At 50.3% G+C, this 20,613-nt stretch carries 19 protein-coding genes and 1 pseudogene; 13 read left to right on the top strand and 7 right to left on the bottom strand.

What is annotated here, in order from left to right; translation table 11 throughout:
- From GOV89_RS22230 to GOV89_RS22220, 3 genes and pseudogenes are all read left to right on the top strand, one after another.
- Positions 1-519 (top strand): annotated as a pseudogene (locus GOV89_RS22230) (hypothetical protein); the annotation flags it as partial.
- 377 nt (positions 520-896) lie between these two features.
- Positions 897-2,444 carry a hypothetical protein gene (locus tag GOV89_RS22225; protein WP_171239113.1) on the top strand — a complete coding sequence of 516 codons (1,548 nt, stop codon included), beginning with the start codon at positions 897-899 and terminating at the stop codon, positions 2,442-2,444.
- Positions 2,445-2,528: 84 nt separating this feature from the next.
- The gene (locus GOV89_RS22220) at positions 2,529-3,476 is read left to right on the top strand and encodes a cation transporter (protein ID WP_171239112.1); all 948 of its coding nucleotides are present in this window, start codon (positions 2,529-2,531) and stop codon (positions 3,474-3,476) included.
- A gap of 25 nt (positions 3,477-3,501) precedes the next feature.
- Here the strand turns inward: GOV89_RS22220 and GOV89_RS22215 are convergent, their stop codons facing one another.
- On the bottom strand, positions 3,502-4,884 hold the full coding sequence (locus GOV89_RS22215; protein WP_171239111.1) for a phospholipase D family protein: 1,383 nt from the start codon (positions 4,882-4,884) through the stop codon (positions 3,502-3,504).
- Between the two features lie 530 nt (positions 4,885-5,414).
- Here GOV89_RS22215 and GOV89_RS22210 point away from each other — a divergent pair.
- From GOV89_RS22210 to GOV89_RS22200, 3 genes are all read left to right on the top strand, one after another.
- Positions 5,415-6,404 (top strand): hypothetical protein, encoded by a 990-nt coding sequence (locus tag GOV89_RS22210; RefSeq protein WP_171239110.1) that lies wholly within the window; start codon positions 5,415-5,417, stop codon positions 6,402-6,404.
- On the top strand, positions 6,401-7,165 hold the full coding sequence (locus GOV89_RS22205; protein ID WP_171126987.1) for a hypothetical protein: 765 nt from the start codon (positions 6,401-6,403) through the stop codon (positions 7,163-7,165). Before GOV89_RS22210 ends, GOV89_RS22205 begins: the two co-directional genes overlap by 4 nt.
- A gap of 300 nt (positions 7,166-7,465) precedes the next feature.
- Positions 7,466-8,806 (top strand): mechanosensitive ion channel family protein, encoded by a 1,341-nt coding sequence (locus tag GOV89_RS22200; RefSeq protein ID WP_171239109.1) that lies wholly within the window; start codon positions 7,466-7,468, stop codon positions 8,804-8,806.
- 33 nt (positions 8,807-8,839) lie between these two features.
- On the opposite strand, the gene GOV89_RS22195 is transcribed toward GOV89_RS22200, so the two are convergent.
- Positions 8,840-9,538: a hypothetical protein gene (locus GOV89_RS22195; RefSeq protein ID WP_171126985.1), complete on the bottom strand. Its 699-nt coding sequence runs from the start codon at positions 9,536-9,538 to the stop codon at positions 8,840-8,842.
- Positions 9,539-9,635: 97 nt separating this feature from the next.
- Positions 9,636-10,130, bottom strand: coding sequence for a hypothetical protein (locus GOV89_RS22190; RefSeq protein ID WP_171126984.1), 495 nt, complete (start codon positions 10,128-10,130; stop codon positions 9,636-9,638).
- A gap of 331 nt (positions 10,131-10,461) precedes the next feature.
- Between GOV89_RS22190 and GOV89_RS22185 the strand changes: the two genes are divergently transcribed.
- From GOV89_RS22185 to GOV89_RS22175, 3 genes are all read left to right on the top strand, one after another.
- Positions 10,462-11,433, top strand: a complete 972-nt coding sequence (locus GOV89_RS22185; protein WP_171175688.1) for a transporter — start codon at positions 10,462-10,464, stop codon at positions 11,431-11,433.
- 305 nt (positions 11,434-11,738) lie between these two features.
- Positions 11,739-12,410 carry a hypothetical protein gene (locus tag GOV89_RS22180; protein ID WP_348540164.1) on the top strand — a complete coding sequence of 224 codons (672 nt, stop codon included), beginning with the start codon at positions 11,739-11,741 and terminating at the stop codon, positions 12,408-12,410.
- 227 nt (positions 12,411-12,637) lie between these two features.
- The gene (locus GOV89_RS22175) at positions 12,638-13,150 is read left to right on the top strand and encodes a hypothetical protein (protein ID WP_171126981.1); all 513 of its coding nucleotides are present in this window, start codon (positions 12,638-12,640) and stop codon (positions 13,148-13,150) included.
- A gap of 62 nt (positions 13,151-13,212) precedes the next feature.
- Here GOV89_RS22175 and GOV89_RS22170 read toward each other — a convergent pair whose 3' ends face one another.
- The 4 genes from GOV89_RS22170 to GOV89_RS22155 form a co-directional block, all read right to left on the bottom strand.
- Positions 13,213-14,217 (bottom strand): AraC family transcriptional regulator, encoded by a 1,005-nt coding sequence (locus GOV89_RS22170; RefSeq protein ID WP_171126980.1) that lies wholly within the window; start codon positions 14,215-14,217, stop codon positions 13,213-13,215.
- A gap of 160 nt (positions 14,218-14,377) precedes the next feature.
- Complete coding sequence (locus GOV89_RS22165; protein ID WP_171126979.1) at positions 14,378-14,908, bottom strand: outer membrane protein; 531 nt, start codon at positions 14,906-14,908, stop codon at positions 14,378-14,380.
- Between the two features lie 9 nt (positions 14,909-14,917).
- Positions 14,918-15,400, bottom strand: coding sequence for a hypothetical protein (locus GOV89_RS22160; RefSeq protein ID WP_171126978.1), 483 nt, complete (start codon positions 15,398-15,400; stop codon positions 14,918-14,920).
- Positions 15,401-15,536: 136 nt separating this feature from the next.
- A complete protein-coding gene (locus tag GOV89_RS22155) occupies positions 15,537-16,451 on the bottom strand; it encodes a helix-turn-helix domain-containing protein (protein WP_171239108.1) in 915 nt (304 codons plus the stop codon).
- Positions 16,452-16,597: 146 nt separating this feature from the next.
- On the opposite strand from GOV89_RS22155, the gene GOV89_RS22150 reads away from it, so the two are divergent.
- The 4 genes from GOV89_RS22150 to GOV89_RS22135 all read left to right on the top strand — a co-directional run bounded on the left by GOV89_RS22150 (position 16,598) and on the right by GOV89_RS22135 (position 20,595).
- Entirely contained in the window at positions 16,598-18,340 is a 1,743-nt protein-coding gene (locus tag GOV89_RS22150) for an amidohydrolase (RefSeq protein WP_171175672.1), read from the top strand.
- Between the two features lie 162 nt (positions 18,341-18,502).
- Positions 18,503-18,928, top strand: coding sequence for a putative quinol monooxygenase (locus tag GOV89_RS22145; RefSeq protein ID WP_171239107.1), 426 nt, complete (start codon positions 18,503-18,505; stop codon positions 18,926-18,928).
- Positions 18,929-18,986: 58 nt separating this feature from the next.
- Positions 18,987-19,814, top strand: coding sequence for a hypothetical protein (locus GOV89_RS22140; protein ID WP_171239106.1), 828 nt, complete (start codon positions 18,987-18,989; stop codon positions 19,812-19,814).
- Positions 19,815-19,968: 154 nt separating this feature from the next.
- Positions 19,969-20,595, top strand: a complete 627-nt coding sequence (locus tag GOV89_RS22135) for a DUF3299 domain-containing protein (RefSeq protein ID WP_171239105.1) — start codon at positions 19,969-19,971, stop codon at positions 20,593-20,595.
- Positions 20,596-20,613: the final 18 nt, after the last annotated feature.

Here is a 20,613-nt window from a genome sequence, read left to right as displayed (position 1 = left end):
GTTTTTCGGCCCGTGAATCACGCAACCAAACGGAAATCAATGGGTCCTGAGCCTAGCAGCATCCTGGATGCCGATTTGGATTTTCTTAGTGACGGGGGCATTACCGCGCTGGGATACGGAGGATCGTTGGTTGCTGAATTTAATCGTCGTTGGGCGAATGACTATGAACTCGATCTGCGATTTAGGCATACGCACATCATTCTGGAACCGCTGGACACCGATCTTGTTGGTCAGGCCGAAGCGATATCAACCGTAGCCTGGTCCCGGGTCAGAGTGCCAACGGGTGTTCGGGTGTTCTCCCAGCCCACGCGTTGGGTTGGTGAAGTATCGGCCTCTTATATCCCGGGTGATCAGGGAATCGTTTTGGACAGTGAGTGGCTTGCCCAGTTGGGCGCCGGGATTGAGCTGGACCTGTCCAAAAACGACTCTGCCTGGGTCGAAGAGCTGCGCCTTATGGCTCGTATTGCGAAAGGCGACAATATTGAAGGTTACTCAGTCGGTGTAGCCATAAAATTCTGAGATCAGGGACCTGACATTCGGAGGACTTCTGAGCTTCCGTTGGATGAAGTTCGGATTTCCTTGAAGTAGTGCCGCCCGCGGTTCGGGAGAGATTGGTACGCTCGGTTTGGACCGGCCTCCCGTAATGAGTCTGAACCGGTTTGTCTTGCCACATGTCTGTGGAATGCGCGCTTGAAACAGCCGTTACCAACACCGCAAGGGTGACAATCACCGAAATTGTCCATCTGTACGTCATCAAAAGCCTCCTTCGGTATTACCCGTATTCCAAGATGGCTTTCAGTTAGGAATGTGATGGGATTGGTGGGAGGAAGTAACATGTTGCTATACAGTAATTTACATTGGCAAACTTGATGACGTGACGATGCAGGAGAATTGCCGTGCCAGAAAAATTTGACAAAGCGGATATCCTGAAACAGCTGGAACGCATTGTAACATCCGAAGACTTTGATGGCAGCGCGAGGACAAAATCGTTTCTTGAGCACCTTGTTCACCGTGAGCTTGAAGGGCGCGGCGATGAATTAAGGGGAACCGCCCTGGCTATGGATGTTTTTGGACGAGGTGCTGACTTTGATCCCAATGTGGATCCGATTGTCCGTATCGAGGCTGTCAAATTACGCAAAGCGCTGGACTATTATTACCTGACCTCGGGGGCCAATGACCTGGTGTCTATAGCTATCCCCAAGGGGCAATATCGCCCGCAGTTTGAAAAAAATTTTGCTAAGGAAAAAACGCAAGGGAAATCGCTGGTAGACGGTGCTGGATGGCCAATTTTGGGCATCTGTGCCTTTTCCGGATCAGATACGATACGTGCCCGGTTTTTTCGCGATGGTTTTCCCGAGGAACTGGGGCTTGAGCTTGCACGATTTGCCCATATCCGCGTTCTGACGGGGTATGATGACGCGCCTTCGGACGATACTTCGGCGCACTTCATACCGCATTGTGACTATGTTCTGGATGGAACAGTGAGGGACGCCCAATCCAGCCTGCGTCTGATTATGCAACTTAAAAGAGCTAGTGATGGATCAATTTTGTGGTCTGATCGGCGCGATTTTGATCCGGACAACATGGACTGTTTTGATTTTCAGGAACAAGTAGCAAAAAAATGCGCGGTGAAAATAGCCGACGCTTACGGAGTTGTCGCCACGGATGCACCAGAGCGTTTCACAAGTCGCGCAACATCCGGGCAAAGTGCATATCAGGCTTTATTGGCTTTCCATGCTCACCTGCGTACATCCAGATCAGGCAGCTTACAGCAAATGATGAATCTTGCTCGGAATGCTACCGAAAACAATGACTCCGGAGGTTTGGCCCATGCCTTGGTTGCGCTGGGGTATGTGGAGGAAGTTGCGCTCGGCCAAAAACGCCTGAGTGCGGTATTGGAACAAGGGAAGGCCCATGCAGAAAAGGCTGTTGCGCTTGAACCACAATGTCAGGAAGCCCTGTTTGCTGCGGCTATTTACGCGCAGATGGCTGGGGACAGTCCACGGTTTGAGCGCTTGATCGGCGCCGCGATACAGGCCAATCCCAACGGTGCCTTGTTGATCGCATTAGCAGGAGCATGGTTGGCGCTTGTGAGCGACATAAAGTTGGGCGGCCAAATGGTACGGCAGGCTTTGGACATTAATCCACTGTTGCCAATCTGGACGAATATCATCCTGTGTCTCGAAGATGTCGAAAAAGGAGATTACGTATCGGCCTCAGAAAAAGTGCGCCTGATTGATGCCCGTGAACATGCAGGTGATTGGCTGTTGATTGCTGCTATTCACGGACTGGCAGGCGAGGCTGAGTTGGCAGACGATGCGCTGTCGAACTTTCCATCCGATCAATTTACGCTCGACGAATATCTTAGCGATCTCCCTTATGCAGCCGGCGTTGTGGATTTAATACGGAGAGGCACAAAGCACTTGGCTTCGGATGAGATGTGATACTAGCGGAATTGGTACTATGGCCGGACCATTAACGTGCGGGCGTCGTACGATATCCAGAGCTTGGGAACTTAGGAACAGATTATGAATTCTTCGATGGTTGAAGGTCGGCACGAGCTCGAAATTCGCGCCATGAATGTGGGAATGGTGGGAAATTTGTTCATGGCTGCGGCTGGGATTGTTGCCGCGTATTATTCCCATTCTCAGGCTATTCTGGTGGACGGGCTGTTTTCACTTATCGGCTTTACTTCTGCTGTGTTTGGAAAACGGGTGGCACGTAATGCGCAAAAGAAACCGGACAAATTTCGCCCCTATGGTTATGCTGGCGATGAAGCGCTGTTTACCACCTTCAGATCGCTGTCTTTGTTAGGATTGGTGGTCTTCGCGATTTCCAACGCCGCCCTGAGCATTGCGGGATACCTGAACGGAGAAGCCCAAACGGAGTTGGTGTTTGCTCCGATGGTTGGGTACTTTGTTGTTGTCGGTCTCACCTGCCTGCTGCTTTGGGGGTTTCACACCCGTTCGTGGCTGAAGACCGGAAAGCAAAGTGACGTTCTGCGGCTGGAAAAGAAAGCGGCCGCATTTGACGGCATCATCACCTTTGCTGCTGCAGTTGGACTTTTGGGCATTCATTTCTTCAAAGATGGTTTTCTGGCACCAATTGTGCCTGTCGGGGACTCAATCATAGTGCTTGTTCTATGTGCGACCGTCATCGTGCAATATTTCAGGGACTTTATGTCAGGCGTGCAAGAATTGGCAGGGGCAACTGCGGCACCTCAGCACATTGCTGCGGCACGCAGGGCCGTGCGTGACACATTGCGCTCAGACGGGGGCACACTAATTGATCTGTCCGTATCGAAGCTGGGGCGTGGTTATACTATTATGGTTTACTATGATCCGCAGCTTCCTTGCCTGGCCGCGCGGATTGACCAGCTTACGTTGCAACTCCAAACGGAACTTTCGGCTATTTTCGAATCGCTGGATGTTATCGTGGTCGTGTCTCAGCAGGGAAGGGTTTTGGAACCTGCTTGAGCTGGAAGTTTACTGAAAACCGGCATCAAAGCTGGCTTTCAATCGGAAGCCAGCCGGAAACTTTCGCAATCAATTTGCGCCAGATCCCTGCTGATGGTTCTTGGGGCAATAGCTTGTTGCTCTTTGACGCAGTTTCTTCCCACTGTAGTTTTCCGGCTTCACTTATCGACACCTTGTAGGTGTAGACCGGTAGAGCCGCATCCAGCTGTTTCTGGATTTCTTCGGCAAGGCCAGGGCTGCGGATCAACATTCCGATTTCCGAGTTCTGCCGAACGGACCTTGGATCAACATTTGCAGATCCCACGAAAACATAAGCCCTATCTATCAAAGCAATTTTTGTATGAAGGGTCAACGGTATCTCCACACCCTCTTTCGAACGCGAAGTACTGGCACGAACCTCAAAGAAGTTTACTCCGGCCAATAACAGGCGTTTACGATACCTTGCATAATGGCCATGGGTGTAGGGATGATTGGTTGAGGCAAGAGAATTTGTCACTATCGTAACATCAATGCCGTTTCTGACCAGTTTCTCCAGATACTCCGTGCCGTACTCCTCGGGTATAAAGTAAGGGGTCACTACCGTGATACTACTTTTCGCACGTCCCAGGCTGTTATAAAAGGCATCCCCTACCGCAAAAGGCCCGATGCCAGAAGGCGTGCGAAGTTTCTTAGGATCATCGGCCACGATACGCGCGCGACCAAAGTGGACAGGCACCTGACCATTCTCGAGCTTTCTAATATACTCAGAACCCAGAGCCCGTTCATAAATAGAAACTTCTTGGTCCAGAGCGCGTGCTTGAAACTGTTCATATGCTTCGCTCAGAGGCGCAACGTCACCATCGTGTACGATGGCAAATGGCAAGGACCAGGCGTCGTTCCAATATGTGTCAAAAGTCTCGGACAATTTTTGAACAGGATAGCCAGCGACAAAGAGATCGAAATCCGCAAAGTCGTATCGCGTTCCTATGCTGAAATATTCGTCTGCAATGTTTCTGCCGCCGATGATCGCAAAACTGCCGTCCGTGATCGTCACCTTGTTGTGCATTCGGCGGTTTACTCGGGCGAAATCCAACAGGAAATTAACAGCCGCGGTACTGTTCCGGGACAGTGGATTGAAAACGCGAATTTCCACATTTGGATGTGCGTTCAAGGATGCGATCTGATCATCACGTGCTGTCGTGAAAACATCGTCGAACAGCAGCCTGATTTTCACTCCACGTTCTGCCGCGGAATACAGGGCAAGCCACATCAGCGAACCGGCCAAATCGGGCTTGATCAGAAAAGTTTGCAAGTCAATTGAGCTTTCCGCCGTTTCGATCATTCGCAATCGCGCTCCGAGCGCATTATTGCCATCGAACAAAGGTGCCATTGCCATCGACTGTCTGTCGGGACCAGTCAGATCAGACACGATTTGCTGAGCGCGGGTTCCGTCTGCTGGGATGGCACGGGAACTCAACTTCGGTGTATCGAACGGAACATAGGTACAGCTGCCAAAAATTAGCAGCAGACAACATCCAAGGAGAAGTTTTAGTGTAACCCTCATACGTAATACCTGCTAGGCAGTAGCAGCTGCGGCATGAACTTGACGGTGCTTAACCAACTTTTTTGACCCGGAGAAATCAGGCCCGAATGGTTGGAGGAATGCAAGTCTGGTCGCAAACTCAAGGTGTTTTCCGCGATCATCAAACAGCACCCCAAATTAATGTTCAGCACCCACCAGTTTGACCCTTTGAATTGGGTCGGGTCGCGAGGATAGGCTAGGACATCACCATGTCAATTGTTGCGGTTTCGGTTGTGGTTTGGGTTACGGCAGAATGTGAGAAAATGTGGACGGTGGACACAGATGCCTCCGCAACACGGTAGTACCTGAACCAACAGATCATCTTTTCACGTGTGGATTCGGGTTTTGGGAATTGTTTTGATTTGAGGGCAGTTACTTTGTTGAAGCAAACTCAAGGTCAGGCGGATCGCCGATTTTTCTCGACTAGCCAATTGGTCTCAACTATTTCATGTAGAATGGTTTTCACCTTCAGGACAGGATTACGACGTTTGTCTAACTTGGTCATATTCGACAAAGTGAAACGGGCAGCACCAGTCATGATTTTAGTCTTTGTTCTATTCACCATACTTGGAGCTTGTGAACGTGAAAGACCTAAACCGTCAGGCGAACTGAATCCTCAGAGATTGTTGGCCGCCGTAAAGAATGGGGAGGGAATTGACCCGTCGAAATACAAAGGCGACATCGAATTTCTACTGCCCAGTGAAGTCCCTGTCGGCAATGAGGTGTTTAATGTTGCATTTTTCATAGGGTTGAGCCCTGCGACCGAAACCCGCCTACGTGTGACTGCCATGGCTGACCTGAGGGCAATTCAGGCACGGTTCCCGGAACTGGCATCAGGGGTCTATGACGATAGTTGCTCGCGAGAAGTGTCGGTTAAGATCCATGAGACGGAGGCGATCGAAGATCACGTCGAATTGCGCGGATCGATGTTTGTTCGATTTTTTTCCTGTAGCCAGAATGCTTCGGGCGAAGAACGTGGAGGTCTTTGGCTGACGCAAGAAATCGACACCAAAGCCAAGGTCGAGGCTTTCGTCGAAGCACAATGTGTACGCTTTTCTGTCGTTGAGCTTGAATTGGATCCTAGGGGATTTACAGGCTTTATCGCAAAAATGTTTGGAGTAATTGAAGAGGCACGTACAGAAATTCTCGAACAAGCCGAGAACTATTTTGATGCCAACCCAATTTGCCTGACGGTTCCCAAGGAACTGAAGCCGGTGTCACCGAAAGCCACACTCGTCCGAGCGCTTGAAATTGGTGAGGGTGGCATTGGTGCTGAAATTCAGGGGTCGATCGACACGGACGCAACCACACTTGTCAACCTGCTCAGCGTAATGGAGCTGAGCGATATTATTGAGGGACAGCAATGAGGTACACACATTTTGCGGTGTTTCTCTTTGGCAGCATCGGCCTTGTTTCCCATTCCGCCGCACAGCAAGCAGAATTTGACATAGAGGACACTCTGGTCGTCGGCGCAACAGAGATTGATTACGGTCTCAACCTGATTATGACGGCGGTTTCACCAACTCGTGTTGGTGTCGAAGCCGTGCTTGACTTTAGCGATCTGCAGACCCGATTGCCTGACCTGCTAGCTGAAGAGCCGATCCTGGACTCTTGCGGCAGCCGAACCGACCTCAGTGAGTTTGTGGTTGAGGCACAAGGCGAAATTGTCTCTCTCAGTGGGAAACTTGATACTCAGTTCTTTGAATGCACCAAAACAAGGGAGAACGTCTTTGCGCGTGGCGATCCGACAGATAGGTGGATTTTTGGTTTCTCGGCTTCAGCTACAGCTCGGTTTAGCGACAAGTGTGTCACATACGAGCTTGTAGACGCAGTTGTTCAACCCCTTGAGCAATTGCGGGATATTGAGGGGTTCGTCGAAGATGTCGAGGCACTGCGAGCTATTTTGTTGGAAGTCGCCGGGCGCTTTTTAAGCGAACGACCTTTTTGCCCGGCTTTTCCCGAGGAGTTCGAGCCTTTGGATCCGGTGTATGAATCCGGCGGTCCACGTGAAATAGGAGATGGCGGTTTAGGAGCCTATCTTAAGGGATCCATTGATACCAGCACTGCTACAATCATAGGAATACTGCACGTGCTACAAGAGGAAGGCGTTATTCCAGGCCCTCCGTAACTCATATCGTGTTCGCTAAGAATATGTATTGTCTTCAAACCACTAACGATAACCGCAGTTAGCCACTATCGCTCATTCAGCCCTATCCAACGGGGATACATCACGAACACTCAATCAAAGAAAATCGCTGGTTCGAGCTATCTCTCTACAACAGAATTGTGGAAAAATTCTTTCATAGTAAGGTATTGATAAGTTGATGCACTTCGCCCCTAATCTGAAGGACCAGTCAACGCGATAGGAATTCCTGCAGTAGGCGTGCCATTGATTGCGAAGATGGACTGAACCCGTGTGAGCGAATACATGACGCAATTCAATCTCTGGAATGTGGCCAGAACAACGGCTTCAATAGTAGCTTCCGTTTTGTCTTTTGCGTTGCTTTCGTCTTTGTTTATTGAGGAGGCACGAGCACAACAATTGGATCATTTGGATCCGTATCAGCACTCAATTTCTATTTCGAGTGATCCAAGTGTACACGAAAAAGTACTCGCTCGGCATTTGGTTGGGTTGGGCGTAGAAGATCTTACAGAAATTGCCGACATTTGGCAGCGCCGCGTCCAAACTAATCTGGCTAGAATAGCCGAGGGTGTAACACGATTGGAAACCGTGGCAGATGATCAAGTCCCTGAACTTGTTGCAGAAATCAAAGCGGTAAACCAAGAGAACATAGGTTACTTTCAAAATTACATGATCGTGGTTTACGCTTTGGCCCGTAAAGGTGGGCCGGAAGAGGAAGTGAAAAAGCACGAGGACTTCATCAGAGGCTTCATAGGCGAGCTTATGCTGTCGTACCAATGGGCCACAATCGCACATCTATCGTGGGACTGGGTGCGATCTGGTAAGGGGGGGCTTAGGGCGCTAAGCGGTCTATTTCAAGCGATTGCAGTTCTTATCGCAGCTTTCATTCTCGGGAGCATTCTAAAAAGAGTGTCTGGCAGATGGCTCCGAAATCGAGATGAAGAAAATGAAATTGCGGCAGTCGTCGTGCCGAATGTTGTGCGCTGGGGCATTCTACTACTTGGATTTCTCTTAGCCCTGTGGGGGCTCGGCGTAAATATCGGTGTCACAACTGCCGTTATCGGTGGTTTTGGATTTCTGATAGCCTTCATGATGCAGAATCTTTTTCAAAGTGTGATTGGTGGTTTTCTGCTTCAAGCGACTAATCCCTATTCAAAAGGCGACGTTATTTCGATCAATCAGATCGTGGGAACAGTTATCGACGTGAATGTGATTTCGACAAAGCTCAGAACTTTTGACAATCGCCTTGTTCAGATCCCAAATCAGTCCATCTGGCAGGGGTCTATGGAAAACCTTACCAAGTACCGTGTGCGGCGCGTCGATCTTGTATTTGGGATTGGATACAAAGATGACATCGAAAGCGCGAAGGCGACCCTTTACGAAATGGTGGAAGAAGACACGCGTTGTCTGAAAAGCCCAGAAACGCGGGTGTTTGTCGGTGAACTGGGGCCTTCATCCGTGAACGTTTTTTGCAGACCGTGGGTGCGAACTGATGATTACTGGGATGTTCTTTGGGATCTGACAGAGATTGGAAAAACACGCTTACAAAACAAAGGAATCTTTATCGCTTATCCGCAGATGGACGTGCATGTACACACCGGAGATGAGACTTCGTCTGCTGATTGAGCGAAACCAATTATGAGTTTCTCGTGCCCGATTTTACACCAGCCCGGAACCGGTCAAAAAATACTTAATTGCATCAACGATATAAGCACAACCTAAAACTCCAAACAAAAGGGGTATAAGCCAAGACGCGGTAGTGCTGATGAATCGGTTGAATGACTTTAGACTATCAACGATTGAGACCCCCATTAGTTTGTAAGCCAGCGGAACCAACAGAAATGGTATGGCGAAGGCGATATTGTAGATCAGCAATCCTACTATCTTGGACTGAACGTTAAAACGATACATTTCATTGATGAAACCAAAGTAAGGAACCGCGAACGGTATCCCAACCAAGCAGATGCTTGCGCCCATGACGAATGACGGCAGAACTCCATCTTTCTGCCGGATGGCTTCAGACTTGCCCGATTGCTTCTTCATTGAAGCATTTATGCTTAACGTAAATGCAAGTGTAAGAAAGACTATTCCCAGTAGAAACCCAATTACAAAGTAAATTGGTATCGGATTCACGAATGTATCAATGACAAAGTCTACCACCGGAGCAATGAACTCTGCCAACCCGTAAACTATCAAAACTCCAACCAAAAAATATGCAGCCGTATGCCCTAGTATCAGTGCAAGACTGCTTGCAATCGGCTTCGCGCCGGTTAACGCGATAGCAGTCGCTGCCAAAAGGACTGGGCTGACCACGTCAACAAGCAGTATAGGTATTGCAATGATCCATATATCATTCATCTAATAGCGCCTTTTGGTTTTATCGTAGCAGCGCCGCAATCGTCATTTATTGGTTATGGTCCTGACCTTAGTGTTGAGCTTTCAGGGCCAACAAGCATCATTGGTACACCGTGTTCTTTCTGCGCTCGAAGAGGGAAAGAACATGTGCCGCAATCACCATTACCAGCCAAATCAAAGACGAGCTGATATTTTCGGCAGCGGCAAGTGGCAAAACCGCAAACCCAAATAATATTGAAACGAGGTCACTTGCCTGCCAGCCATCGGAAAGGAGGTCAGGCAACAATCCAAAAAAGCTGCCGAACGCGCCTGCAATGAATGTTGACAAAAGTCCGCCAACCAATGCTGTGACCCATCCTCCAACGCCTGAACGACCAAACATTGGAGCGAGCAGAAACCCCATGAAGGCCCCACCTATGGTCATTGCGATAACATAGCGTATCACAAGCCCGAAGTTCTGTTTTGCCCAATCGTCACCCAACCCGCCGGGAAGGTCGCGAGAAAGGAAGAGCAGGAATAAACTGGCCCCAATCACGGCCATTACCAATGTTGCTGCTCGTCGTGGTGCTTTTTTTGGGGATTTTGCGACTGTCATTCAATCGGTCCAATTCGAGTGGGATTTTGAAGGGCGCGAAGGGAAGCGGCTCTGTAGTACGGTATTTTCGCAGATACTGGTCAAGCGTATCAATGTACTTGTTAGATCATACGATAAAACGTGAGCGCGAGGCTATTGGACGGGCAGGGGAAATGTATCCTTGCATAACAACCTGGAACTGTAGCGCACATATGTCGCTGTGAAATGCTCAGGCGCTGCTCAATCGTTTCAAACGGAAACAGTTGACGACCGTGGCGAGCAAGTCACCGCCTATTAACAAATAAACAAATTTGACTATGATCGCCTTACATAGGCGGCGGGGTGCTCAATTATGAAGTGGTTTTGGAATGTTCTCACATCTACAAAATCAGCATGTGCATTTTTTCGTGTTTCGACACATGTTTCGGCAGTCCTCGGCACTCTGACATTCATTGCAGTTTCGATTATCGGCGGCACGGCAGCGGCTCAATTTCCAGTTGCAGGAAATTACGGGCTGGGTGCCGGACTGGGACAAACCTCTGCTGTTTTGCCACCCCAGGGAACCAGGGTGATCGAAAACGGGTGGATCAACTACGACATCCAACGATATGTCGATGATGACGGAAATGACATCGGTGCATCGACGCCAACAGTCAACGCGGCCCGGTTGACTTTCAGATATGTTTTTCGGGAAGTCAGGATACTGGGTGCCGATTATGGGGCAGGCGTCGTCCTGACATACAGGGATCAGGTATTACGGCCTGAACCTGGATCAGGGACAGATTATCATCTGGGAGACACAGTTATCACACCGATCGCGCTGGGGTGGCATCACAATAACTGGCACTTTCAAACGTCCTACACCTTTTGGGCCCCAACCGGAGAATTTGAAGCGGGTGGAAGCACCAACACCGGCAAGGGTCTGTGGAGCCACATGCTGTTCGTAGGATCAACATGGAAGCAGGATGCAAGCCTGCCTTGGGCGGCAACGTTTCAGGCACGTTACGAAACGTTCGGACGCCAGAAAACTACCGATATTCGCCCAGGTGACGTACTGTCATTGGAGTTTGCTTTCGGAAAAGAAGTCGCCCGGGGCTTCAATCTGGGGCTTTTAGCAGCAAGGTCATTCCAGGTTTCAAGGCAAAGCGGGACGCCCGGAGGTAATCCCTCAAAATATGAGATCAATCTGGTCGGAGCCGAAGGTGTCTGGAAACCCAAAGCCTTCCCAGGTGCTCAATTCGCTTTGCGTATAGGGAAGGAATTTGACAACCGAAACACGACGGAAGGCTTCGCGACCCTGCTGTCGCTTGCCTACGCATTTTAACCGGTGTGATGGGGTCATTTGGTAATACGTTTACCTTCATGGGCAAAATGAGATTAGATCGTGCCTGCGCGGTGACTTTGGCTATGGGTGTAGGCTCTGCAGCGACAACGCAAAGCACTGATCCAGATGCCTCAGAAGCCGCGGCACGCGCAGCATTGTCAGTTTTGAGTATTGCTGCCACGCCAAACGAAACAATGTCCTCTTTTTCTTTTCTGAGGGCGACTGGCGATACAAAAAGCCTTAGATCAACCCAGCTCCGAGGCGGGTATCACCCACTCGAAAATGGCCTATATCTTGAAGGGCTTGTGGCTTATCAGAAATACAACCCGGTGCTTTTCTTTCCAGAAATTGCACCTGGTGTCGATGTAGATGTAACCTGGGCAAGCGTGGCGGCAACCTTCGGTGTAGGCTGGGAATTTCCGTTAAAAAATGACTGGCGCATTCGTCCGGTCGGGCATGTATCACTCGGCCACGTTACGGCTGATGCTTCAATTATCGACTTCCCGTTGCTTCCAGTCAATTCGGGGTCTGCGGATTCAGTTGACGGAAACCTGAATGCACTGGGACTAGGGGCATCTGTCGCCGTATTCAAGGAAGCACAAATTGGCCTTTGGCAGGCAGAATACCGATTGCGCCAAACGTTTCTAGAGTTTCACCCAATTGACGAACCACAGGCCGGTGGGGCCAAGGCCAGCTCCAACCAAACGACGCTATTTTCTCGCCATCGCTATCCTTTGAAGGATGTCAGGTTCTTCAACTTGGCCACTCTCCTCGTTCTGGACGCTGGGCTGGTATATTATCATGGGGATGCCGCAAAGGTTCTGGACACTGATTGGTTGGCAACTGCCGGCGTCGGCATCGAGATTGACACAAGCCGAGTTGGTATTCCATCGGTGCAAGCCGGGCGGATCATGCTGAATGGTGTAATCGCCGAGGATTTTGACGGATTTTCCATAGGCTTGGGCCTCAGGTTTTAGCGTCGCGCTCAACTTCGAGCTAAAGATAATGTTCGGACGTAAGATTCCCTGATGGAATCCAAATCTATAAATCTTGTAAATTTTTTGCGATTTACCTCAGCTTGGCAGATAAAACGAAAATTTTGGCTCATTTTCGAATGAGGAACCGGATCGCCACCTCCAATATTGGATCACAGTACCTTTTAAGGTGCGTTGCCAATTGCAGATACAAAGTCGGAGCGTCAGTCATGAAGACCGAAGCGATCAGTGCCGTTGAAGTAATCAGCATGCATTTGAACAGACATTATGAAGCCGACCAACGCGCAGATGCCGTGGTCGAAATGCTTCTTGAAAATGAAATCTCCAACTGGGACTTTTGGCCCTTGTTGCAAATCTTGTGGGGTGGGTTTGAAAAAATCGACCACACTATGTTTGTTCACGCTATGGGAGCAGAAAAACGTAAGTCAAGTTGGACACCTACCGCTGAGTGGCGCCTGCTTCCCATGGAAATTTCGATATTTCGCGGGCAAAGTCTTGGTAAAGAAGTTGGACTATCTTGGACAACCAGCTTTGACGCTGCATTGGATTATGCGACCAGGTTTGGTTGTCTTACAAACAAAACTCCGGTCATTCTCGAAACCAAAATTTCAAAACATGCAGTGGCTCTGGTCATCGATGATTGCGACCAGAACGAATTTGTTTTGTGGAAAGCGCCGCAAATTTCAGACTGCGCGATCACCCCGGTTCCGTCGATTCACTAACCTGTAAGGGGTGCGCCCCAATCGTGCCCCGAAAACTAATGTAGACGGCAATACAGGGCCTTTCAGGTTTTTTGCAGTTGAAACTGCCGCGGTGTTAAACCTGTCCAGCGCTTGAAGGCAGTTGAGAATGCCGCCTGTCCCGCAAAGTCCAGATAAAACGCAATCTCACCTATTGTGAAGCCGTCTTTCAGATATGTTTGGGCAAGATCGCACCGGATGTCATCGACAATTTGGCGAAATTTCAAACCTTGCTCGCTTAGACGCCGCGATAGTGATCGCGAGCTGAGCCCCAGATCGGTTGCTACCTGTTGTAGATTTGGAATCCGCCCCGGCAGTTCGTTCAGCAATAGGGCTTCGACCCTATTGCGGATGCCCGACTTTCGGCCCACCCTCTCTTTCAACAGGTTGTCCCCGTAATCAGTTAGATGCTTTTTAAGAGCCGGGTCGTAGCTTGGAATTGGCAGATCAAGAGATGAAAGCGGTAAGATAACTTCTGTTCTTTCGGAGCCAAAGGAAATGGCGCAGCCAGCGGCTTTTTGTATTTCGGGCCCTGCGGATTTGACTACATGCTGAAACCGAACCTCTAATGGGTAGAGTTGGGTTTTTGTGATAATGCGCACCAGAGAGATCGCCGAGAAGATAAGAAACTCGGTCCTCCTGTGAAATTTAGTGAGACCTCCGTCAACGATTTGCAGCTGAAGGGAGGCATGATTTCCCGATACAACAAGGGAATAGCCAATTGTGTCATCAATCAAAGCGCCATAATATGATGCATTTTCAATCGCTTCTCTTAGATTTTGTGAATACTTTAAGATGTACCAAACGATGTCTCGCGGTGAATTGAAATCCAATCCGGCGATCGTAGCAAAGGCTGGCATCTTTAGGTGATCGCAAGCCAGGCGGACAAACTGACCTTCTTTGTAAGGGTCAATGAGTTTCGAAGGCTCACTCAGATCGCTGCGCGTCAAACCGGAGTCCTGTAAAGCGTTTTTAAAGGCACGGGCATCTGACAGCCGTTCCTCGAACATCCTGGCAAAATGCCGTAGCCATGCGTTATCGACGCCCATGAGCATTTCCCTTTAAGTGCGCAGCGGTCCTGATGCGGGATAATACTCGATTGTTTGTGGGCGGCAATTCGTGTGCCACTTGACGACGCTCTTACATTGCTAAACCCCGGCTAATACATTTCTTGCGATTTGCCGGGGTCAGGTTGTGCTGGGCTGAGCGTCAGAAGCGGTAGTTGACCCCAAACGTAGCAGTTGTCGATTCCAGGTCGAACTCACCATCGGAATTGTCAAACCTTTCTTGTGTGATCTCACCAAATATCGAAACGCCGTCAGATAATCGGTGTTCCAGTCCGGCACCAATTGAAGAACCCCAACGGTCATTAACGTCTCCGCCCCAGACGTATGCGGGCCCGGCGGTCACGTAGGCCAAGGTGTTGCCAAAGGCATATCCTCCACGCAGCCTGATACGCGTGAGTGTGTCTGGATCGCCGCAATCACAGGCGAAGTTTAGATGGTTGGCGTCGATTGCGATGCCCCCCACCCAGTTTGAGGCTTCCCAATCTCGCCCGAGTTGAAATCCGATAAGACCATTGTCATGGCTTAAGCCATTTTCAAGCTCTCCATAGCCGAACTTGATGCCGATGTAGCTGTTGTTCCAATCGGCGGCCATGGCCGGCGCGGTGAATGCTGCAAGAATAATTGTCAGAATTGCAGCTGGTATGCGGTGTTTATGATTGTATTTTGCGGACATCGGTTTGCCTCACTGAACAGCATGGTTGAAAGGGGAAGAAGGCGAGTTTGCGTACAAAGGAAAGACAAGATGCTGATCCTTCGATGCTTCCAACTTCCGCTTTTTCGACGAATGTTCTCTTTTTACCTGCTCCACCGCGTCATCAAGTTTCGAGGATTCTGAACTGGTGAGGTCCAGTAGATAATCCGATATTTCCGGGAGCACCTTGTACCAGCTGGGGTATTCCAACGAGAATTGTGCGAAAATACTCATCGTGAACTTGAACAGTCGCTCAGAGCTGAGTTCGCGGGATTCACGCGCAGCCCAAAGCAGGGTTTCCTTCATTGCGTTTTCGAAGGCGACTTGCGCAGTAAAAGTACCGTTAAGTTCGATACGGATTTGATATTCGCGCGCCCGCTTCAATTCTGCGGCCCGCATAACCAGATTTTGAGCTGCTGCGGTTGTTGAGGGATAGAGAGCCCGCAGCGTAACAAGTTTCTTGTAGTTGGACATCTGATTGCTCCACTCTTCGTTTCTGCAATTCAGATATCGGTACAGAGTGAAGCTATTAGCAGGTAATTTACGGTATTATAACAGTTTGAAGAGGCGCTAATAGTTTGATAACTAAGATCTTTCTTTTTTCTGCGAGTCAGGATCGCTTAACTGTGTCAATCGGCGACTCTCCAAAGAACCGACGATAGGCAACAGATGTTCGACCAAAGTGATTGAAACCTGCTTCCCCAACCAGTTTAGACACGACACCTTTCTCATATGGCGTATTTAGAAGCAGCGATCTGAGGCGATGCAATCGAATAAGTGTCTGAAATTTACCCGGACCAAGCCCTATCTGTTTTTCGAACGCAGCGTATAGCGACCGCCTGGGCACACCAAGCAAGCGACAAAGTTCCTGAATAGTTATTCCGGCATTGTTATCGTCCATCAGAAGCGCTTCCGCGGCAGTGACGATTTTCCAATGGCCATGATCCGATTTGCTGAAAACCTCTTCACGACCCGAACAGAAAAGGGCATCGCCCATCAGGCGTTCAAGCTCTTGGGCAAGTGCATTGAACACAGGATTTGGATTGGTTGCGGATTTCGACTGACCCAGGATCAAGCAAGTTTCCAAAGAGCGTATATAGCTGTTCAGGGCGTCAGATTTTGTCAGCCGAATGGGCGCACCAAATTCTGTCCACCCTCGGTGTTCGGCAACTGCCCGAGGTACCTCCAACACATAGATTTGCGTCCCAGCCTCGACCACGTAATCAAATTCTGTTGGCCTCAGTCCCTGCCAGCAAACAATAAATGGGGTTTGGTACAAAAGCCCCTGAAAACGGACTGGATCACCGTGCGGGAGAACAAGACCATAGTAGATTGTGCCGCGGTACTGAATTTCTTGGTACCGCATGCGTGTGAAAATAGTCTCAATATGTATGCCCACTTCTGCAAACATTGCGCTTTGCCAGGTCATTCGTGGTCCCGCGGGGCAAAGCGCGGTCGCGTTGAACTCCACGTCATTATAGACAGGCAACTCTTCAATCGAGCGGATCTCGGCGCTCTGGTACATGACACCTCTGACTGTTCATCCCATTCCTGCGAGATGAATTCTAATATTCATAATAGTTTGCACAAATCGGATAGCCAACTTTAAACTCTGACTGCACTGTTGATCGCAAATATCTGAATACCCGTTTCAATTTTTCGGAGTTACTCATGAATAAGCTATCGTGTTCGATTGCCGCGCTACTGGTTTCAACAACAGCTCTCTATGCGCAGGCCGCCGATCTGGTCTTTACCAATGCCTCTGTTCTTACCATGAACGACGATGCGCCGACCGCGCAGGCCGTTGCGGTCACGGGGAACCAGATAAGCTACGTTGGCGATGCCGCAGGGGCGGAGGCGCTGATTGGTGATAACACCGAAGTTCTCGACTTGGGCGGGGATACCCTGTTGCCGGGGTTTGTGTCGGGACACGATCACATCGTTGCGTCAGGATGGACATCGCGCGGTGTCAGTCTGTTTGGAATTGAAACGCTTGAAGAGGCCTTGGCGGCCATCAAGGAGTATGCCGATGCAAACCCCGACGAAGAGTTGATCCTTGGCTATGGGTTCAATCAAGTGGCTTATGGCGGGTGGCCCACGAAAGAAGATCTGGATTCGGTGGTTTCTGACCGTCCGGCCTTTATCCTCGACTTCACAATCCACGACGTTTGGATGAACTCCAAAGCTTTCGAAGCGGGTCAGGTCAGCCCCGACGAAGAGGATCAGGTGCCGGGCGTAATGTTCTGGCAGCGCAACGCCGAAGGCAACCAGACGGGAATCGGCATTGAGTTCCAGTGGGCTGCGGCATTTAGAAATGCAGGCGCTTGGGACCCGGCAGGTGAAATTCCTGACATCCAGAAAAACCTCTACGATCAGGCCGTCAAAACCGGGATTACAGCCGTTCACGTGCCTCTGATGGCTATGCCGACAGTTACCGATCTGTCTCTTGTGAAAGATGACGAGAAACTCGCGCTGGCCCACCTACACGAACTGGAAAAGAACGGTGAGCTTACGATCCGCACCTTTGTTGCGACGGGGTTCAAGGACCCAACCGCCACTGCTGACGAAATCGTAGAACACACTCTCGAGTTACGAGAGCAATACGACAGCGACATGCTGCGCATTTGGGGAATTAAGATCCATCCAGAAGGGAACTGGAGTTCAAAGACGGCCTGGATGCTGGACGATTACGCCGATGGGTCTGCAACGCGTGGAGCGGCTGCCATTGAAGGCCCAATGATAACTTCGGTCTACCTGCAGGCCAATCAGAACGGACTTCCGGTGGGCACTCACGTCGATGGATCACAAACAGTGCGCAACACGGTGGACGCGATCATGACCGCGCGCGGCGCAGGTTATGACGTTCCGAACAACCTTTTGCACCATTATTTCTGGGTATCTGATCAGGACCACGAGACTGTTATTGAAAACGAAATCATGGTGAACACGACCCCACTTTTCCACGTTGACTGGGAAGCGCAGGATGTAAACGCGTTGGACTTGTTGGGGCGTGCTAAGGTCGAGGCGATTTTTGCGCGCTATTCGTCGCTGATGGCATTGGGGCACAACGTGTCGATTTCTTCGGATGTGCCATCCGCGCCGATTGATCTGATCGGTCCGCTCCTGAACGTTGAAATTGCGATGACACTGCAAGACCCGCTGAACCCGGACAGCAAGCCGTTCCCATTGTCTCGTAAACCGGCCTCACTGGAAGAGTCGTTGAAGGCAGTCACAATCTATCCTGCCGCTCAGCAGGCGATGCAAGATAAGATCGGTTCAATCGAAGTGGGCAAGTATGCTGACCTCGTCGTTCTCGATCAGGATATTACCGCCGTCGAACCGCGTGAAATCTCGAACATCAAGGTGCTGGGCACGCTGATGGACGGTCGGTTCACTCATCGCGATGGGATCTGACAATGTGATGGCGGTCAGCGTGTCATTGTAGCGCTGTCCGCTCCTACGGGCTTTCTGAATTGGGCTCACTTGGTGGAATACCGGACGTTCCTGAGCCTTTGGGGTGTATCAATCGGAATTCAGATCATCAGAAAAAACCCGTACTAATGAATGGAGGCTGAATTGAACTTTCGACCCCACATCACGGTCTTGGGGCTGATCGCAACTCTGGCGACAGCAACCGCTGCGTTCGCGGAAGAAGTGGCTTTTATTGCGATCCTGAAAGTGCCTGATGAAAACGCACAGGCCTTCGATACCCTTGCCAAGGAAATGGTCGCGGCGTCTGCCACAGATGACGGGCTTTTGGTTTATGAGTTCGTCCGGGTTGGTGAAACGGTATATGGCTATGAGCGCTACGTTGATGCCGCGGCCCACGCACGACACGAGAGACTTATCGAACCGTTTCTACCAAAATTGGTGGAACTTGCGCAGTTTGAACGGATTGTCACCCTTTCACCACTCTCAGATGGCCATCAAGAGCTTTTTGAAAGCATTGGCGCAGAGATTGGTCAACCAATTGCAGGCGTAGCACAGGACCGCCCCCAATAGCCTGAAGCACAAGCACGTGCATCAGGGAAACCCAAAGAGAGGCCAATAGGGATTGTTCATGACAAATCGGGTTTTCATCGTCGCCGCGCTCCTGACGGGAGTTCTGCTTACAGATCCGGATCATGTATTCGCCTGTGACGCAGCATGTCAGGCAGCCCGTAAGGCAGCAAATCCACTTGCGGACACAAAGGCGCTGATAACAGACAACACAATCGCATTCAGGACCGGCACAAATGACGATGATAGTTATAACTTTCAGCTACAGCCGGTATACTCGGTTCCATTGGAGAATGCCTCGCTTGTGCTGCGGGGGATCATTCCCATTCAGGGCGTTCAACCAGGTGCGGTGCTGCCGCCCGGTATAGTCGACCCTTCTCCTGACGACGATCTGACCTGGGGCATCGGTGATTCAACAGTGCAGGCGTTTTATGCACCGATGCCAGGAGCAAGCGGGATTGCATTGGGATATGGGTTACAGGTTTCCATGCCGACCCACACGAATGACGCACTGGCCGGTGCAGGCTGGGGTGCTGGACCTGCGTTCGTGGTATTCGGGCAGGCAGGGGAACTTTCCTGGGGTGCCGTCGTCGCCCATATGTGGGGTGAAGACGATTTCAGCGTAAGTATCCTTCAACCCATTCTGAACTATGGGCTGGGTGAGGGTTGGTACGTTGGGTACAATAATGTCATCTCCTACAACTGGAATGCCCCGGGAAGTGACGAAGCATGGGCCGTTCCGCTGGGTTTGACTGCGGGCAAGACCTCGATCATCAACGAAGCCAAAGGAACGGCTATGGATGTGAGCTTGGGATACTATGTTCTAGAGCGTAGACCTGAAGGCGGTCCGAACAGGCAAGTCAAAATTGGCCTTTCATTCTTTTTCTGATTGGCTGCAGAAATGCTGGAACTGAATACGGATCAGAGACCAAAGCGATAAAGCGGACAAAGCTGCAATTTGTGGTTTGCCCAAAGATATGAAGGGCCGGCTCGCATTAATGCATGGTGAAGAAACGATGACTGTATGTAACCGGAACGCTGACATGATACGCACCGTACTTACCCTTTTTGCATGCCTTTTAATTACGATATGCCCTCAGATCAGCCTAGCGGAATTTGCTCAGAATACGCCTGAATCTTCAGTTGGACGCGCCCCTTCGGGGGCTCCAAGGATCAATCTCGATACACGCGCAATTGATGCCTCGGCATTCTCGGGTGTTTCTGGCTTAAGCGAAACTACTCAGAAACACTTGGCCGTAAGTTGGAAAGAACTTTTACCTCCGCTTACATCGCTTGAAACTCCGTTCGCATCACTGTCTGCACCACAACTGGAAGCTATGCGAACACATGTGCGCTGGCAGACGTCCAGCGCACATAAGCGTTCAGATGAGAGCTTTATTGCGGAACACGATGCAGCAACCGCCCTTCTCGCAAAACACAAGATTGATGTGGAAAACCTCATGCGAGAGCGCCGAAAGATCATTGCCCAAAACAATGCAAATAGTCGCGGCCCGAACCCTCGTATTCTTGGCAAGACGATAGTGATCCCAGGTTACATTGTACCACTCGCGCTCGAAGGCGGTATGGTTACCGAGTTTCTTCTTGTGCCGGTTGCCGGATCTTGCGTTCATACTGTCCGCCATCAGCACCCATGGAACAGACTAGGTTGATTGCGTAGCGGAGGATTT

The organism is Ruegeria sp. HKCCA5763 (assembly GCF_013034545.1).
Classification (GTDB): domain Bacteria; phylum Pseudomonadota; class Alphaproteobacteria; order Rhodobacterales; family Rhodobacteraceae; genus Ruegeria.
This window is presented reverse-complemented; position numbering and strand designations above follow the sequence as displayed.

Coding starts and splice junctions, on each gene's coding strand:
- GOV89_RS22220 (WP_171239112.1), top strand. CDS start 2,529: ATGAATTCTTCGATGGTTGAAGGTCGGCACGAGCTCGAAATTCGCGCC.
- GOV89_RS22205 (WP_171126987.1), top strand. CDS start 6,401: ATGAGGTACACACATTTTGCGGTGTTTCTCTTTGGCAGCATCGGCCTT.
- GOV89_RS22200 (WP_171239109.1), top strand. CDS start 7,466: ATGACGCAATTCAATCTCTGGAATGTGGCCAGAACAACGGCTTCAATA.
- GOV89_RS22195 (WP_171126985.1), bottom strand. CDS start 9,538: ATGAATGATATATGGATCATTGCAATACCTATACTGCTTGTTGACGTG.
- GOV89_RS22190 (WP_171126984.1), bottom strand. CDS start 10,130: ATGACAGTCGCAAAATCCCCAAAAAAAGCACCACGACGAGCAGCAACA.
- GOV89_RS22185 (WP_171175688.1), top strand. CDS start 10,462: ATGAAGTGGTTTTGGAATGTTCTCACATCTACAAAATCAGCATGTGCA.
- GOV89_RS22175 (WP_171126981.1), top strand. CDS start 12,638: ATGAAGACCGAAGCGATCAGTGCCGTTGAAGTAATCAGCATGCATTTG.
- GOV89_RS22170 (WP_171126980.1), bottom strand. CDS start 14,217: ATGGGCGTCGATAACGCATGGCTACGGCATTTTGCCAGGATGTTCGAG.
- GOV89_RS22165 (WP_171126979.1), bottom strand. CDS start 14,908: ATGTCCGCAAAATACAATCATAAACACCGCATACCAGCTGCAATTCTG.
- GOV89_RS22160 (WP_171126978.1), bottom strand. CDS start 15,400: ATGTCCAACTACAAGAAACTTGTTACGCTGCGGGCTCTCTATCCCTCA.
- GOV89_RS22155 (WP_171239108.1), bottom strand. CDS start 16,451: ATGTACCAGAGCGCCGAGATCCGCTCGATTGAAGAGTTGCCTGTCTAT.
- GOV89_RS22150 (WP_171175672.1), top strand. CDS start 16,598: ATGAATAAGCTATCGTGTTCGATTGCCGCGCTACTGGTTTCAACAACA.
- GOV89_RS22140 (WP_171239106.1), top strand. CDS start 18,987: ATGACAAATCGGGTTTTCATCGTCGCCGCGCTCCTGACGGGAGTTCTG.
- GOV89_RS22135 (WP_171239105.1), top strand. CDS start 19,969: ATGATACGCACCGTACTTACCCTTTTTGCATGCCTTTTAATTACGATA.